Origin of the sequence: Flavobacterium collinsii (assembly GCF_902804485.1) — a bacterium.
In the GTDB taxonomy this organism is placed as follows: domain Bacteria; phylum Bacteroidota; class Bacteroidia; order Flavobacteriales; family Flavobacteriaceae; genus Flavobacterium; species Flavobacterium collinsii.
The window spans coordinates 1-17,457 of the sequence record NZ_CADCST010000099.1 but is presented as its reverse complement, the minus strand read 5'-3'; the positions used below and the strand labels follow the sequence as shown (position 1 = coordinate 17,457).

Below are 17,457 nucleotides of genomic sequence, written 5' to 3'. Positions count from 1 at the left end.
GCAGTAAGCGCATAATGTCTTTTTTTTTGAGATTTGTATGTTCGTGATAGGGATATAATTAAAGTTTGTTTTACCAGATATTACCTCAATGCATCCAGTTATTACAAGGATGGTCTAAATTCTTAAAATTTTAGGCAGCTAGTTGCAATTGGATTATATTTGTAAGGTTAGTAGTATGTATTTTGGTTTGTTCGACTGCGATGAATTAATAGGATAAGAAACACATTTGAAGCATTCAGCCATAAGCATAAAAGAACTATATCATGGGATTTAGTTTTAAGATTAAAATAATTTAACCAGTAAACCAAAGTAACTATTAACATTTAACCATTTTTGAGAGGGGAGTAAATCCCCTCTTTTTTTGTTTTATAAATTTTGGCGGCAAGTTAAATTTGAGGGTTGTAAAGTTTAGTTTTCTCGCTGATTTGAGCGTTTTTTTTCGTTTTGTGGTTATCTTTTTAATCTGTGGCTTTATCTCAATGCGTACTAAATTTGCTTATGTCCAATATTCTTTTGCAGATTTTTATATTTTTCTACATACTTTCTAGTGAGACAATATTCCAGATTTGTCATTAAAACGACCAGTTATTTCACAGATGGTGCAGTTATTGAAAGTTGACTGCATATTTCAAATCATCATCTTAGATTTGTAATCAGAAAAATAAGAAGTCTTATCAAACTGGTTTAAAGAATTGAAGAAGAAGCCGTTTATTTAAATAATTGAATAGACAGTCATTAAAAAATGAAATATTTTTTTAAGATAATTTAGTTGGTTTTTTGTGAAATTTTGAATTGTAAAAGTGTTTTTGGAAGAATTTTTTTGCGAAGTCTTTAGCCAGTTTGATATTTCTTTTATTGTTCTAAAAGATAAATTGACAAAAAATTGTACAGGATAAATGAGGTAATGCCGCAGAATAAAGCAACAGGTGCGTAACATTGCCTCAACCTGTATGATTAAGTTCTAAAAGGTTGTTTTTTTAATTATGACAAAAGCAGGCAAACAAAAATCAGATCTGAAGTATGCTTTTTAAGTTATCAAGTCTTCTTCTCGCGATAGGAAGTTTTGCTCCATTAGACATTTCACAGTAGTAGCCCTGTTTTTTATTAATTTTTGCAATATGATTTACATTAACAATATAAGAGTGGTGAATTCTAAAAAAAATAGTCTTGTCGAGCATTGCATTATATTCACCAATGTTTTTACTTGAAACATGTTCTATATTATTATCGAGGAAAAAAGTGGTATACCTCCCGTCTGATTTGCAAAACAGGATATCTTCTTTTCTCATAATGACCATTTTGTCTAATGAGTTAATGGTCAAATGTTCATTGCTGGCTAGATCAGAAGTGGAGGGGTGTACTAAAGATTCAGATTTTGATGGCAATGTTACCACTTCATGAACAGGTTCAGGTTCCTGTTTTAAAAAATGATTAAATTGTTCTTTTTCATTCAGTTTCATGATGACCTTATTGGTCGCGAGTACAATGTCATCAATAATGATCGGTTTTATGATATAATCAATAGCATTGTATTTAAAGGCTTTTAACGCATAATCATTATAAGCTGTGACAAATATGATTTCAATTTCTGAAAAATCGATGCGGTCTAAAATTTCAAAAGCGTTTTTTTCATGCAGTTGTATGTCCAGATATACTACCTGAGGAGATAACTTATTGATTAATTTTATAGAATCTTCGACATTACTGGCTTCACCAATAATATTAATTAAGGGACAGAATTTAGTCAGGAAATATTTTAATAATTCCAGATTTTGAAAATCATCGTCAACTAGTATGGCATTGATTTTAGATATCATATCTTTATAACAAATTATTTTTTTAATCAGTTTTTTTTGATTTTATAATATTACAAAAAAAAAAGTAACATGAAACAATTTTTAATCGTTTTAATTTTATTAATTTCTACGAGTGTTCAGGCGCAGTTTCGCAATCATTTTGTGATTATGGATTCGCGAAACGGACTGAAATCTGATTATGTTTATAGCGTGAGTGAAGGTTTGCAACATAATATTTGGATTGCGACAAACAATGGAATGACCCGGTTTAATGGGAGTACTTTTAAAAATTTTTCGATTGAGAATGGTTTAAACTCGAATGATATAATGTATTCCCGAATCGATTCAAAAAACAGAATCTGGGTTTGCGATTATTATTATGGACTTAATTATATAAAAGGCCATCAGGTTTATTACATTAAAGCTGCCAGAAAAATTCCGGGGCTTTTTTTTTGTTTTGAGAAAAAAGGAAGCATCTACTTCAGTTCGGTAACCAATGGAGAATGTTATGTGCTCACTCCCGGTAACTCTTTTATACCCTATAAACCCAAAAAGAAAGATATTGAAATTCACAAATATGATAAGAAAACGGATACGTATTACGGTTACGATCGTTTTTTTAAGAGACATTTTGTTATAGAATCAGGAAACAAGTTCAGGTTAGAACCTTTTTACAAAGTCAATGCGAATAATATTGATTTGCGTCGTTTTGGCTTATTTACCCAATCTGCAAAAGTAGATTCAAGCAGCCAGAAACAACTTTACAATTTCTATTATAATAAAATGGATTATCTCATTGACAATCTAAAACAAATAGCTCCTTTTTATACTGCTAAAGATACGCTGAAACAACATTCAGCTGCAGGTGCTATTCAAAACAAGAGTGGTTCAGGATTTACAAATGTTGGCAATTTAATCCATCTCAATGGTAAAGAATTTAAATCTGTTTTTATTGATTCGGGCAAGAATTTTTGGTTGATTGATGATAAAAACAGATTGTATTTTGTCAAATACAGCGGTCTCGAAATTATGAACAAGGTAAATTACAGCCTGTTTGGTTCCAATGATATTTTTATTAAAAAAAGCCGTTTAGAAGACAATAAACTCTACTTTATCGCTAATTCTAATTTATTTGGAGTGATGGATATCACAAATTATGAAGTGAAAATTATCCGGAAGTTCGAAGAGAAGCTCTTTAATTTGTTTAGTTCGGGAGATAAAATTTGTCTGATCAGCGACAAAGGCAAGTATTTTTATGATACTTCGGGTGATCATTTTAGTTTTGTGAAAATTCATGCCAAACTCAATTTAGAGCAAACATTTGTAGATGATGACAGCAACTTATTTGCCATTAAGGAGAATTTTATAGAGAGTGAGCACAACGACAAAATTACATTTGATTTTACCGACATACGTTTCAAACATTTTTGTCTGAATCATAATTTAGCTGTGGTTGGTAACGAAGAAATGGTTGCTTCCTATAATTTTAGTACCAAAGCGAAAAACAAAAATACGAGCATAAAACAAGCCAGTTTTATCCGAAAAACAAAAGAGGGTGTAATTGTAAGTACCGGTAACCGAATGGTCTATTTTCTGGATAACAATTTAAAAGTTAAGCAAAAGATAAGCCTTAAGGACAATTGTTATTTTATTAAATACAAAGATGATAAAGTATATTTGGCTACCTATAACGACATTACGGTTTACAAACTGCAAAATAATAAATGGCACTTTTTTAATAAGATAAATTTTGACGAAGGAGTATTGCGAGGCCGCATTTTGGATATTGTTTTTCTAAAGTATAAGTTTATTGTGATTACCGACAATGGTATTTCGGTTATTAAAAATAGTTATTTGGACAAAAACGCTTCGGGTCAGGTTCAGATTGTTGATTTTTTTGTGGGTGAAAAGTCAATTATGAACACAAAAGAAAAAATGATAAAGCAGGGCAAGTCCGGTAATGTTATGATCAGGACTTCTTTTCGCACATTTGATAATAAAGATTGCTTTGAACTTTTTTATCGATTAGTAAAAAATGAAAACTATGATAAGACGTCGTGGAATCTATTGCAAAATCGAAACGTGCTTTTTAATGATTTGTCTCATGGAGATTATATTTTTGAAGTCTGTGCCCGAAATTTACGGGACCCGAACCAAAAAACATTTGAAAAAGTCAGTTTTAAAGTTGAACCGTATTTTTGGGAAACCAATTCCTTTTTTATAGCTGTAATTGCCATGTATCTCACGATGGTTTTTTATTTTCTACGCTATTTTAAAAGAAAAATAAATCAAAGAAATAAATTAAAATTAGAATTGATTACCCTGGAGCTCAAATCACTGAAAAACCAAATGAAACCTCACTTTTTGTTTAATGCATTAAACAATCTGCAGGGTATATTGTTTACAAAAGGGGTAGAGGAGGCCAATTTGTTTTTAAGTAAGTTTTCTCAATTGTTGCGTTCTACATTAGAAGTCACCAGAGATAAAATTACTTCTTTAGACGAGGAAATTAAATATATTAAAACCTATCTGGATTTTGAACAACTCAGAAGCAATAATGAATTGTTTGTTACCTATAAAATAGAAGAAACTCTCGATTTAGAAAGAATCGAAATTCCGGTGATGGTCGTACAGACAATCATTGAAAATGCAATTATGCACGGGTTACATGCCAGCAAGAACAGAAAAGAACTGCTTATCGAAATTTATCGTCAGGACAGCAGTTTAAAAATCATTATTGAAGACAATGGAGTAGGCAGAAGCAAATCAGCTAGTGATCATGAACACCATCATAAACCGCTGGCTTCATTAATTATTCAGGAGAGATTCAGAATCTTAAGCAAACTTAGAAAAAAGAGCCATACATTAGAAATTATCGACCTCGAAAAAGATGGTGTGCCATGTGGTACTAGAGTTGTCATAACGGTGCCGCTTTATTATTTTGAATTCAATGCTTCTGAATGATTTTTTTAATTAGATGATTCGATTATTTGAGAAGTGGCACTTTTAAATTGGTGTTTCCGTTTCTAATCGGGTTTGAAATTTTTACAATTTTATCAAACTTCAATATACTCCGCAATTACAAATATGGGATTAGATTTCAGATATTGTATTCCTGTGGTTGAAACCACAAGCAATGTTTATCAATTCTACATTATAAAAGCGTGGATCAATAAAAATTGTTGTGGGCAGATGGGAGTTATTCCGTTTATTAACGATTTTATCTCCTCTTTTTTAGACTTTATTGCAAATAAGAGATCATTTTATTACGGCTTATTTTATAATTATTTTTTCTTTCTCCTATTAATAAGTGAAATGTTTAAAAAGGGCTGAAAGCCAAAAAGCATAAAAATGATGCAACGCACTATACATTAAGATAATGAACCATATTGCCCTGAAACTTACATTCCTAAAGTGCTTTACGGTAAAGAGGATACTAGTTCTATTACTCCACAACTTTTGAACCTGATCTAAAAACGTTTCCAAACCCTACAGATTTTTAATACCTGTAGGGTTTGCTTTTTTTACAATTAAAATTTCGAAACTGATAAACGTTAATTCAGAACTCAAATCTCTACCAATTATATCAGTTATGACCGTAAAACGACCAGTTATTTCATAGTTCAACCAGTTATTACAAGTTGATGAAGATATAAATGGAGCTGAACTACTTTTGCCATAATTCTAAAGAAAGTGGGTGATCTATTGAATTTGTATCAATTATTGCTCTTTTTCAATGATGGTTTTTTAGGAAATAGTTGTTATTGAATTATTACCGCTATCACAAGGATACCTTCATTAGAAGAATTACTAATCATACTATTTTTAATCTAAATGAAAATGAAAAAGAGTTTAATTATTTTACTATTAAGTTTTTTATTGGGTGTGCAGAGTGTTGTAGCTCAGCAAGATTCTCAGTATACGCAGTATATGTATAATACAGCAGTGATCAATCCCGCTTATTCGGGGAGTAGAGATGTAGTAAGTATCATGGGTCTACACAGGACCCAATGGTTAGGGCTTGAGGGTGCTCCAAAAACAATAACATTTGCAGCGAGTGCGCCCGTATCAGATAATGTTGGTTTGGGGCTGTCAGTACTTAGTCATAAAATCGGGCCATCTAACGAAACGTCTATTTCGGCCGACATGTCTTATAATATCAGGTTGAATTACAACTACAGATTATTCTTTGGACTTAAGGGATCTGCCGATGTACTGAATGTAGATTATACAAAACTAAATCAATATAACCCCGGTGATCCTAATTTCCAGTACAATATTAATAATGATTTTGCGCCCAATATTGGAGTCGGCCTGTACCTTCAGTCTGAACAGACCTATATTGGAATATCAGCACCAAGACTTCTAGAAACCTACAATAACAGTGGTAATACAACGTCGCAAGTACAACGAAGAATTCACTATTATTTTATGGCTGGTCATGTTTTTGATCTGTCGCAGGATATCAAATTTAAACCGGCGCTTCTAACAGATTTTACTGCAGGTAATGCACTACAGGTCAATGTATCCGGTAATTTTCTGATTTACGAAAAACTAACTCTGGGAGTAGCCTACAGATGGAGTGCTGCTTGTAGTGCATTAGTTGGATTTCAAATTACAAACGGACTTTTTGCCGGTTATGCTTACGATGCTGATACGACCAACTTAGGGAATTATAATTCAGGCTCACATGAAATTTTTCTTCGTTTTGAGCTTTCAAAAAAGATAAATAAAGTTTATTCACCAAGATTTTTTTAAAACTAGTATTATGAAAATACAAATATCACTTTTATCGCTTTTAATGACCACTTGCGTGGCTTTTTCGCAGGGAGGAAAAATAAAAAAGGCAGATGAAAAATATAATAACCTTGCTTATATAGATGCGATAGAAATTTATAAAAAAATAGCTGAGAGAGGCTTTAAATCGATAGATCTATTTCAAAGATTAGGGAACTCCTATTATTTTAACGGAGAACTATCAGAGGCTAACAAGTGGTACACCGAACTCTTTAAATTAGAAGCTATTGCATATTCAGATCATTTTGTAGATCCCGAATACTATTACAGGTATTCGCAGACTTTAAAGTCTGTCGGAGACCCCATAAAAGGTAATGAATACTTGGAGTTGTTTTCTTTAAAATCGCAAAAAGAACATAGGGCAAAGTTATATACAGAGAATAAAAATTATTTAGAAAAGATTAAAAATAATTCAGGTCGATACACCATAAACCCTTTAAATATTAACGGTCCGTACTCTGATTATGGAGGAACATTTTTTAACACTGATTTTGTTTTTACCTCTTCGAGACCCAAAAACAGACAAGAGGAACGGTCAAACAAATGGAACAATCAGGGCTATGGAAGTTTACTGGTGTCTAAAGTAAATGAGGAGGGAAATTTTGAGATGCCGGAATTACTTTCAAAGAGGCTGAGTTCGAAATTCAATGAATCTTCTCCCGTATTCACCAAAGACGGTAAAACGGTGTATTTTACCAGAAACAATTACAATAAAGGAAAAACAGGAAAAAACAGTGATAATGGCATCCTTCTTAAACTATACAAAGCAAGCCACAATGGGAAGGACTGGAGTAATATTACCGAACTTCCGTTTAATAGTAACACCTATAGCGTTGCCCATCCGGCCTTAAGTCCTGATGAAAAAACACTATATTTTTCTTCAAATATGCCGGGTACCATTGGACAGTCTGATTTGTTTAAAGTTGCTATTAACGAAGATGGTAGTTATGGAAAACCCGAGAATCTGGGATCCAATGTTAATACAGAAGGACGTGAAACTTTTCCGTTTGTCTCAGAAAATAACGAATTGTTCTTCGCTTCTGACGGACAATTAGGATTGGGAGGTTTAGATGTTTTCGTAGCTCAGATTAACGAGCATGGAACTATTTCAAAACCCGAAAATGTGGGAGAACCGATAAACACTCCGTTTGATGATTTCAGCTATAGTATTAATTTAAAAACTAAAAGAGGTTTTTTCTCTTCCAACAGAGAGGGCGGAGAAGGGTTTGATGATATTTATAAGTTTATCGAAAATAAACCTTTGAGTCGCGAAATTTATAAAAATTGGGATGGCCTGATCGTTGATAAAGAAACCAATCAGCCTATCGCAGACGTTGAAGTTTCTTTGTTTGATGAAAAGATGAATTTGGTAGAAAAAGGAATTTCCAATGGCTCAGGAACTTACCATTTTGATAAGCTACAAGTTGGAAAAGTGTATTTTATAAGGGCAGAGAAGGAAAATTACGAAACGATTGAGAAAAGTATTTTCATAGCTGATGTTTTAGAGAAAGAACCTCACACATTATTTCTGGAGAAAAAGATTCGAAAAATAGAACCAGGGCTCGATTTAGCCAAAGTGCTTAACATTGCCAACATCTATTTTGATTTTGGTAAATCTTCTATCAGAAAAGATGCGGAGGTAGAGCTTGCAAAAATATCAGAATTAATGAAGCTAAGACCTGATATCAGGATAGAAGTAAGAGCCCATTCAGACAGTCGCTATACTAAAAGTTTTAACCTCAAACTTTCTGATTTAAGAGCCAGGGCTACAGTAAATTGGTTAGTAAATATGGGAGGTATAGATCCCCGCAGAGTATCAGGTAAAGGATATGGAGAAGAAAAAATCCTTAACAAATGTGTTGATGGAGTTCTCTGCACTGAGGAAGAACACGCTGTGAACAGAAGAAGTGAATTTATAGTTGTAGGATTTGCTGAAAACTAATTATATAATTTGAAGAGGATGCTTTTATATTGGTGGCATTGTTTTCTAACCCGACAGGTTTAAAATCCTGTCGGGTTTACTTTTTGTACAATTTTCAGGTTTCAGCATAGCCCGCAGTTTCAATTGCGGGGGTACATTAGTTAGGTATTTTGTATTGCGTTCCTGCGGTTGAAACCGCAGGTTATATTCAGATTATTTGATTACATAGAATCTCTATTTCTATGTGTTAAATGGGTTGTAATAAAAAGGATGATTGGCTAATTTGAAGAGTATGCTTTTATTTTAGTGGTATTGTTTTTTTAGACCTTTTGGATCTTCTGTTATTTCAGCGTAGCCCATAGATTTAACTGCGAGGTGCATTAGTTAGGTATTTTGCATTGTGTTCCTCCAGTTGAAACCGTAAGCAATGGTTAAATTATCTAAGGGGTTAATTGCATAATTTGAAGATGGGTAACATTTTAAACTCCAAGTTAAAAAAAAAGCGAACCACTTATGTCGCTAAAACGACCACTTATTACATCGATATACCACTTATTACAATAACAAAGTACAAGAAGGTCTAATGCCTTAATATTGCGCAAAATTTTGAAGGAATAATATCACTTTTGTGGCACTCAGCTTATAGAGAATTTATGGGTATACTTCTGGTATACCTTGAGAGAATTATATACTGTTTGGTCATGCCAGTGATTTTAACCTGGATGTAATACAAAACCAAACCAGATGAAATTAATTAGACTATTTTTTATCATTCTTTTTTTATGCCATTTTGCCGTACATGCCCAACAGGTAACTATTAGTGCTAGTTCTACAGTGGAAACTTGTCCTGGCAACGGGAGCATTACTGTTTCTGTTTCTAATGTAGTAAAGCCTAGTTTGTATGCTGTAGTAAAATTACCTGCGGGAACTATTATTACTAATGCCAATCCAACGATCATCAATCTCGAATCAGGAGTTTATGAGTATGGGTACTATATTGGTGTTACGCTTATTAAGGCAGTTGCTACTATAACTGTAGGGAAAAATTACTCTACGGTTTCGCCTGCTATTACTAGTCTATCGCCTGTCAATTATACCTATTACGGTGCTAATCCTTTCGGAAAAATAAGGGTAAATTATTCTGGAGGAAATGGAAGTGCTCTTATAAGCCTGCTTAACACTGCAAATAATAGTGTAGTGCAAACTAAAACAGGGTCTTCTGCATCACTTTTTGGGTCTTCGGTGGAGTTTGACAACGTAAATCCGGGAACTTACAGAGCCAGATACAGGGATGCATGTGGTAAAACAGTTACAAGTACTTCCACAGTTACTCTTGCGGCTAATGTACCATTCACAGTGGCGGACATACGGGTAACTGAAAATTCTCTTGTTAATAGTGGTGTAACGTTAGTTTATAATACGCCTGGAGATATATGTTCCGGTATAAAAAGTGCTTCTCTTAACAGTGGATTGTCTGTTATTACTAATGTTATAATTTCTCCTACTCCAAGACTTTTTGGAGGGGGAACCGAAAGAGATGCAATTTACAAACTGGAAATCCAGAATGGCAGCACATGGATTGTACATAATAATTTAACGTATGCTCAGATTTCAGAAAGTTTTTCACTGCCTGCCGATCCTTCTAAATGGGGGCTGATTCATCTTACTATAAACTATTGTGGGTTTTCAAAAAAGTTGACAAAAAATTATGCGGTTTCGGCGGATTATGGTAAACCTAAACCATTAGGCGGTGCAACGATTTGGATTGAAGATAACCCAGTAAATACAAGTTGTAATGCAACAGGCAAAGTTTCTGCACGAGTTAGTCTTAATGACGGCTGTCCTGCTTATACTGTAGAAATAACAAATACGGCTACAAATGTTAAGACAACCAATCTGTTGTTAGGCGGCGATAGAGTTTTATTGGATATAGGGAATACCTATCGTTTTAAAATAACAGATAGCAGAGGAACAGAAGTGACCTCGTATTATTTTTGGAATTCTACTACATCTGTTAGAAAACCTTTAACAACAGGGAGTGCAGGCAGTAGGGAGACCATTTTTATTAACTCGGCTTATTTTACTCCTAAACCCAAAACTACTGATAGAAATTGGGTACAACTAAATTCGGGTACAAGTGGTGAACATTTTAATAAATCGGCCTTAAGTCTTACGATTAATAATCGAAAGACAACTTGGTTCGATGGTTTTGTAGGAAATCCGGTCGTTAGTCTGGAAAGTGGTCCTTCGGCACTAACTGTGACTGATTTTGGGAGTAGTAATTATGGGTTAGGAAATGATCTTATCCCCGGTAACTATAAAGTCAGAGTGAGAGATGAGGAATGTTTTAATGAAGTATATGAGGTGGTATTGGATAGTTACTTTACCAATATCGAATTGACATCCTTTTCGGTGGTGCCTTCCACAACTGTTTACGATCTTTATGAAAAAAAAGTAACAGTGAAGGTTTCAGGGGTCGGAAGTGTAAATAAGCCTAGTTTTTTAGGTTATAGCAATCCACGTATATTTGTGAATACAATTTCAGGACCTCAAGGAGGAGGGGCTATTATTCCGAATCCTCCTATGACTTATCCTTTAACTCTTTATATCAATGCTTTAAAAGAAGGTACTTTTGAACTTAGTTATCCGGCACAAGAGGCTGGAACCTATGTAGTGGGTTTGTCAAGAATGTCTCAATGCTCAGGATTCATGCCTATAAGCAATGTCTTGGAAGGAACTTCGACCAAAACTATACAAGTCAATTCTATTTTGCAATCAAGAGAAAGTCAGACTTTGAAGGGTACAGCAAAAGTTAAAGGATCAGGTGATTATCTGGATATAGCATATTTAAAAGCTTCAGATTCCATAAATAGTAATGAGACAAATAATAGAGCAGAAGCATCGATTAAAGTTAAAGATGTAATTGTGTACAATTCGATTTCTCCTAACGGTGATGATTTAAACGATTATCTTAGAATAGATGGTTTGGACCAATATCCTAATAATTCGCTGGAAATTTTTAACTCAGAAAGGGGGCAGATTTTCAAAACCAATAATTATGGAAGCAATGGTAATGTTTTCAGAGGAATTTCAGAAGCGAGAGTTACAATCGAGAAACAACACGAAGTACCAACCGGAACTTATTTTTACATTCTTCGTTATGAAGCAGATGGTACCATGAATGAAAAAAGCGGATACCTCTATGTTAAAAATTAAAAAAGAAATCATCTTTTTTTTCTAAACCCGACAGTTCTAAACCTGTCGGGTTTATTTCTTTTAGACCTTCTGTTATTTCAGCATAGCCCGCAGCTGGGTGCATTAGTTAGGTATTTATTATTTGAAATCGAAGGTTATATTCGGATTACTTGATCGTATATGATCTCTATCTCTATGTGTTAAATGGGCTGTAACAAACAGGATGATTAGATAATTAGAAGACGATGGTTTTATTGAGGAGTATCCTTTGTAAAAAAATAGTGCTTTAAAGGTTTTGTCGATATACTTTTTAGGCGCCTTATGTTAAATAAGAGGCTTTTAATTACCACTTATGTCGCTAAAACGACCACTTATTACATCGATATACCACTTATTACAATAACAAAGTACAAGAAGGTCTAATGCCTTAATATTGCGCAAAATTTTGAAGGAATAATATCACTTTTGTGGCACTCAGCTTATGGAGAATTTATGGGTATACTTCTGGTATACCTTGAGAGAATTATATACTGTTTGGTCATGCCAGTGATTTTAACCTGAATGTAATACAAAATCAAACCAGATGAAATTATTTAGACTATTTTTAGCAATTCTTTTTTTATGCCATTTGACCACACATGCCCAACAGGTAAGTATTTCGGCTAGTCAAACTGCAGCCAGTTGTGCGGCAGATGGAAAAATTCAGGTGACAGTTACGAATGTTCCCACTACAGTTTACTATGCTATAGAAAAAACACCTGCAAACTTAAAAGGTATTCAAACCAGTAATACTAATAACGGTCTTTTTATAGATTTGGAACCGGGTGACTATTATTACGGCTATTTTGACGGCAATACCTTTATTAAGGCGCCTCAAACCATAACTGTAGTAAATACGAATTCAGGGATTTCGCCTACTATCGTCAGTCTTACCGCTTCTAGATTTACCTATTGCGGAAACGGAGCTGATCCGGGAGGAGAAGTAGTTGTAACTATGAGAGGAGGAACATGGCCTTATGTTGTGAGTTTATTAAAAACTTCAGACGGCAGTGTAGTACAAACCAAAGCAAACAGTAGTTATTATAATTTTACGAATGTTCCGGCAGGAACTTATACGGCAAGAGCGGTAGATAAATGTGGTATAACTTTTACTACCGGACAAACGATTTCTGTGACTGCAAATACCGTATTGACAGCTAGTAATATATCAGTTCCAACGTTTTTGAATAATAATAAAGTAGATTTGGTGTATAATACTCCCGGTGATTGGTGTTCCGGTATAAAGAAAGCTTCCATTGATGTGGCTCAGGCGTTTGGTTCTTTTAGTGTTTTAGCCAGTCCCAGATATATAGGAGCCAACGAAGATTTTGTTTATAAACTGGAGATTCAAAATGCTACAGGAGGCTGGACTGTTTATGATAATTTAAAATATACTACTGACTTAAATAGTAAGACTGATCGTTTTGAGCTACCCACTGACCGTTCTAAATGGGGATTGGTTCGTTTAACCGGGACAATTTGTGGGCTTTCAAAAACAGTATCTCTAGATTTTAGCACATCTTCGGTTGGTATAACCTCGGCGTTAACTAGGGGAGATATTGTTTTTTCTGATGATCCGGCATATATAACAAACTGTCCCTCTACAGGAAAGGTTTTGGTAGTTGCCTCTGCTAGTGGTGGATGTTCGCCGTATACTTTAGAAGTAACCAGTAACGTTACAGGTGTAAAAAAAACGTATACGTCTACTGTGGGAAGTTCTGAAATTAGTTATTTACAAGACATAGACGATAAGTCCTATTCTTTTAAATTAATGGATAAGTCAGGATTAGAAGTACCTTCATATAGTTTTCGTAATACGACAACGAATCCAAATAGATTTAGATTTAGCAATGTTGGAAAATCGGTAGTTTTCGAGTCAGGATATTTTACTCCGGGTACTGTCGATTTTAGAAGTCTGGTAAGATTTTATAGAGGTGCAAGTGGAAATAATTTTAATAAATCAGAATTAGTAGTTGATATACCTGTTCCAGATAATAGTAATAAAGGACTAATAGGACCAGTGACTTTCAGTCTTGAAAGTGGGCCTTCAGCACTGACCGTGGTTCCGCTTAGAACGAATATCCTTCAGATTCCCTATAGATTTGGATTAGGAAATGATTTAACACCCGGTAACTACAAAATCAGAATTAAGGATTCGGGTTGTTTTAATGAAGTATTCGATGTAGTGCTGGACAGTTATTTCACCAAGATCGAATTAACGTCGGTTAGCAGTTCACCTTCTTCTACTGTTTGTGATCGCCATGTAAAAACAGCTAAAGTCACCGTTTCTGGTACCGCTAACGCAGAAAGCACTACTTTTTATGACAATAGGATCAATGTAGGAATCGTTTCTGGACCTAGTAGTGCATTAGCAAATTTTGATCCTAAAAACAATAATTTTCCTTGGACGAGCTCTTATCTAAGAGCAGGAATTTTTGATTTTGTTTTTGGTCCGCAACCTGCCGGGACCTACGAAATAGGGATTCTAGATAATAGTAAACTAGTTAATTCAGGTTATTTACTTCCTAATAATATGTGGCCCGGCACCACAACAGGGTCTGTAATGTCTACAAGTGTTTTTCCGGTTTTTGATATGAATAATAGCGGAGGAGCTATTTGTTCTGGTAATACAACCGGTACACTTTCTGTAAAAGTGGATAATTTAGATAGTGCGGCTATGTATTTTCTTAAAAAAGATACAGATGTCACTTATCCTGCTACGGGACAAACGAGTTCTGTATTTACGGGACTTTCGGCCGGAAGGTATTGGGTAAAAGTTAAAAGTACTTGTTTTGAGCTGGAGGAGAAATTTGATCTAAATCTATCCTCTTCAAGTTTAATATCGGGTATTACAGCCTATTGTGTAGGAGAAAATCTCTCACTTAATATAACTAATATAGGTCCTGTTTCGTCTGTTAAATGGACTCTGCCGAACGGAACATTTTTGAATACCAATCAGATACAAATTAATAACGTAACCCCAGTAAATAGCGGTTTATATAGAGTTGAAGTTACCACGTTACACGGTTGTACTTTTACAGATACGGCCACTGTTACGGTAGCTGCTTCACAAACGCCAACGGGAACTGCAAACCAGACTTTCTGTAAAAATGATAATAAAAAGCTATTTGATTTAGTAACAACAGAATCAAATGTAACATGGTACGATGCAGCCACAGCGGGAAATGTTCTTGCTTCCACAACTGCTTTAGAAAATAATAAGGTTTATTATGGTTCACTAAAAGTAGGAACCTGTGAGAGTTCAACACGATTGGGAGTAACGGTAACGATCAGTGATCCCAAGACTCCAACAGGACCTGCCACACAGGAATTCTGTAAAACGGATAATAAAACAGCAGGGGATTTAATGACAAATGAAACAGGAGTGACTTGGTATGACGCTGTCACAGGAGGTAACAAAGTAGATCCGACAACAGTTTTGGAACACAACAAAGACTATTATGGTTCTTTAAAAGAGGGAACCTGTGAGAGTCCGACACGTCTGGAGGTAAAAGTAATCCTTCATGATCCGAAGACTCCAACAGGCGCTACTGCTCAGGAGTTTACCAAAACCGACAACAAAACGGTAGCGGATTTAATCACCACAGAGACCGGTGTGACCTGGTATGACGCTCCAACAGGAGGTAATAAAGTAGACCCGACAACGGTGTTAGAGAACAATAAAACCTATTACGGTTCCTTAAAAGAGGGTGCTTGTGAGAGTCCGACACGACTTCCGGTAACAGTAACGATCAGTGATCCAAAGACCCCAACAGGTCCTACGACTCAGGAGTTTTGTAAAACAAGCAACAGCACTGTGGCGGATTTAATCACCAATGAATCAGGAGTGACCTGGTACGATGCTCCAACGGGAGGTAATAAAATAGATCCTACAACAGCCTTGGAACACAATAAGGATTATTATGCTTCTTTAAAAGAAGGCGCTTTTGAGAGTCCGATACGTCATAAAGTAACGGTAACGATCAGCGATCCTAAGACTCCAACAGGTCCTGCTACACAGGAATTCTGTAAAACGGATAACAAAACAGCAGGGGATTTAATGACCAATGAAACAGGAGTGACTTGGTATGACGCTGCCACAGGAGGCAACAAAGTAGATCCGTCTACACTTTTGGAAAATAACAAAGACTATTACGGTTCTTTAAAAGAGGGAACCTGTGAGAGTCCGACACGTCTGGAGGTAAAAGTCATCCTTCATGATCCGAAGACTCCAACAGGAGCCACTGCTCAGGAGTTTACCAAAACCGACAACAAAACGGTTGCGGATTTAATCACCACAGAGACCGGTGTGACCTGGTATGACGCTCCAACAGGAGGTAATAAAATAGACCCGACAACGGTGTTAGAGAACAATAAAACCTATTACGGTTCCTTAAAAGAAGGTGCTTGTGAGAGTCCGACACGACTTCCGGTAACAGTAACGATCAGTGATCCAAAGACTCCAACAGGTCCTACGACTCAGGAGTTTTGTAAAACAAGCAACAGCACTGTAGCAGATTTAATCACCACAGAGACCGGTGTAACTTGGTATGATGCTCCAACGGGAGGTAATAAAATAGATCCGACAACAGCCTTGGAACACAATAAGGATTATTATGCTTCTTTAAAAGAAGGCGCTTTTGAGAGTCCGGTACGTCATAAAGTAACGGTAACCATCAGTGATCCTAAGACTCCAACAGGACCTGCTACACAGGAATTCTGTAAAACGGATAACAAAACAGCAGGGGATTTAATGACCAATGAAACAGGAGTGACTTGGTATGATTCAGCAAGTGGTGGAAATATCATTTCTTCAACTACACTTTTGGAACATAACAAAGACTATTATGGTTCTTTAAAAGAGGGAACCTGTGAGAGCCCGATCCGTCTGGAGGTAAAAGTCATCCTTCATGATCCGAAGACTCCAACAGGAGCCACTGCTCAGGAGTTTACCAAAACCGACAACAAAACGGTAGCGGATTTAATCACCACTGAGACCGGTGTGACTTGGTACGATGCTCCAACAGGAGGTAATAAAGTAGATCCGACAACGGTGTTAGAGAACAATAAAACCTATTACGGTTCTTTAAAAGAAGGTGCTTGTGAGAGTCCGACACGACTTCCGGTAACGGTAACGATCAGTGATCCAAAGACCCCAACAGGTCCTACGACTCAGGAGTTTTGTAAAACAAGCAACAATACTGTAGCAGATTTAATCACCACAGAGGCAGGTGTGACCTGGTACGATGCTCCAACAGGAGGTAATAAAATAGATCCGACAACAGCCTTGGAACACAATAAGGATTATTATGCTTCTTTAAAAGAAGGCGCTTTTGAGAGTCCGATACGTCTGGAGGTAAAAGTGATTGTAAAAAGTTGTACACCGGAGCCTGCTCCAAACTGGAATGGTAACGGCTGTGCTTTTGATGAAACAACTTACAAGGTATTTAGTGGAATGTCAAATTATAATTGGTTTGTTTCTAAAGAAGGTACTATCGTTGCCGGAGGACAGCTAACAGACGATTATATAACTGTTCTATGGAATAGTGTAGGGAAAGCGATTGTAAAAGTGGACTATATTGATGTGTCGAAATTCGATCCTTTGGTGTTTGTAGATTTCCCTGTAACGATTAATTCCTGTTCGGATATTGGTTTGAAAAAGGTAGTAGATAATGCTAATCCGTTTATCGGAAAAGAGGTTGTCTTTAC

Annotated in this window: 6 protein-coding genes; 5 read left to right on the top strand and 1 reads right to left on the bottom strand. The window is 35.6% G+C overall.

From position 1 onward, the window contains the following. Positions 1-1,007: 1,007 nt before the first annotated feature. On the bottom strand, positions 1,008-1,817 hold the full coding sequence (locus tag FLA105534_RS15700; RefSeq protein WP_173967066.1) for a LytR/AlgR family response regulator transcription factor: 810 nt from the start codon (positions 1,815-1,817) through the stop codon (positions 1,008-1,010). 69 nt (positions 1,818-1,886) lie between these two features. On the opposite strand from FLA105534_RS15700, the gene FLA105534_RS15695 reads away from it, so the two are divergent. The 5 genes from FLA105534_RS15695 to FLA105534_RS15675 all read left to right on the top strand — a co-directional run. Continuing rightward, positions 1,887-4,760: a sensor histidine kinase gene (locus FLA105534_RS15695; RefSeq protein WP_173967065.1), complete on the top strand. Its 2,874-nt coding sequence runs from the start codon at positions 1,887-1,889 to the stop codon at positions 4,758-4,760. An 870-nt stretch (positions 4,761-5,630) separates the two neighbouring features. Then, on the top strand, positions 5,631-6,554 hold the full coding sequence (locus tag FLA105534_RS15690; protein WP_173967064.1) for a PorP/SprF family type IX secretion system membrane protein: 924 nt from the start codon (positions 5,631-5,633) through the stop codon (positions 6,552-6,554). A gap of 10 nt (positions 6,555-6,564) precedes the next feature. Beyond that, positions 6,565-8,535 (top strand): OmpA family protein, encoded by a 1,971-nt coding sequence (locus FLA105534_RS15685; protein WP_173967063.1) that lies wholly within the window; start codon positions 6,565-6,567, stop codon positions 8,533-8,535. A 723-nt stretch (positions 8,536-9,258) separates the two neighbouring features. Next, positions 9,259-11,730 carry a gliding motility-associated C-terminal domain-containing protein gene (locus FLA105534_RS15680; protein WP_173967062.1) on the top strand — a complete coding sequence of 824 codons (2,472 nt, stop codon included), beginning with the start codon at positions 9,259-9,261 and terminating at the stop codon, positions 11,728-11,730. 562 nt (positions 11,731-12,292) lie between these two features. After that, positions 12,293-17,457 (top strand): Ig-like domain-containing protein (locus tag FLA105534_RS15675; RefSeq protein ID WP_455424120.1); only part of this gene is annotated, 5,165 nt, incomplete at its 3' end.

What these genes read in the sequence shown, in the direction of transcription:
- FLA105534_RS15700 (WP_173967066.1), bottom strand. Translation starts at nt 1,817, where the DNA reads ATGATATCTAAAATCAATGCCATACTAGTTGACGATGATTTTCAAAAT.
- FLA105534_RS15695 (WP_173967065.1), top strand. Translation starts at nt 1,887, where the DNA reads ATGAAACAATTTTTAATCGTTTTAATTTTATTAATTTCTACGAGTGTT.
- FLA105534_RS15690 (WP_173967064.1), top strand. Translation starts at nt 5,631, where the DNA reads ATGAAAATGAAAAAGAGTTTAATTATTTTACTATTAAGTTTTTTATTG.
- FLA105534_RS15685 (WP_173967063.1), top strand. Translation starts at nt 6,565, where the DNA reads ATGAAAATACAAATATCACTTTTATCGCTTTTAATGACCACTTGCGTG.
- FLA105534_RS15680 (WP_173967062.1), top strand. Translation starts at nt 9,259, where the DNA reads ATGAAATTAATTAGACTATTTTTTATCATTCTTTTTTTATGCCATTTT.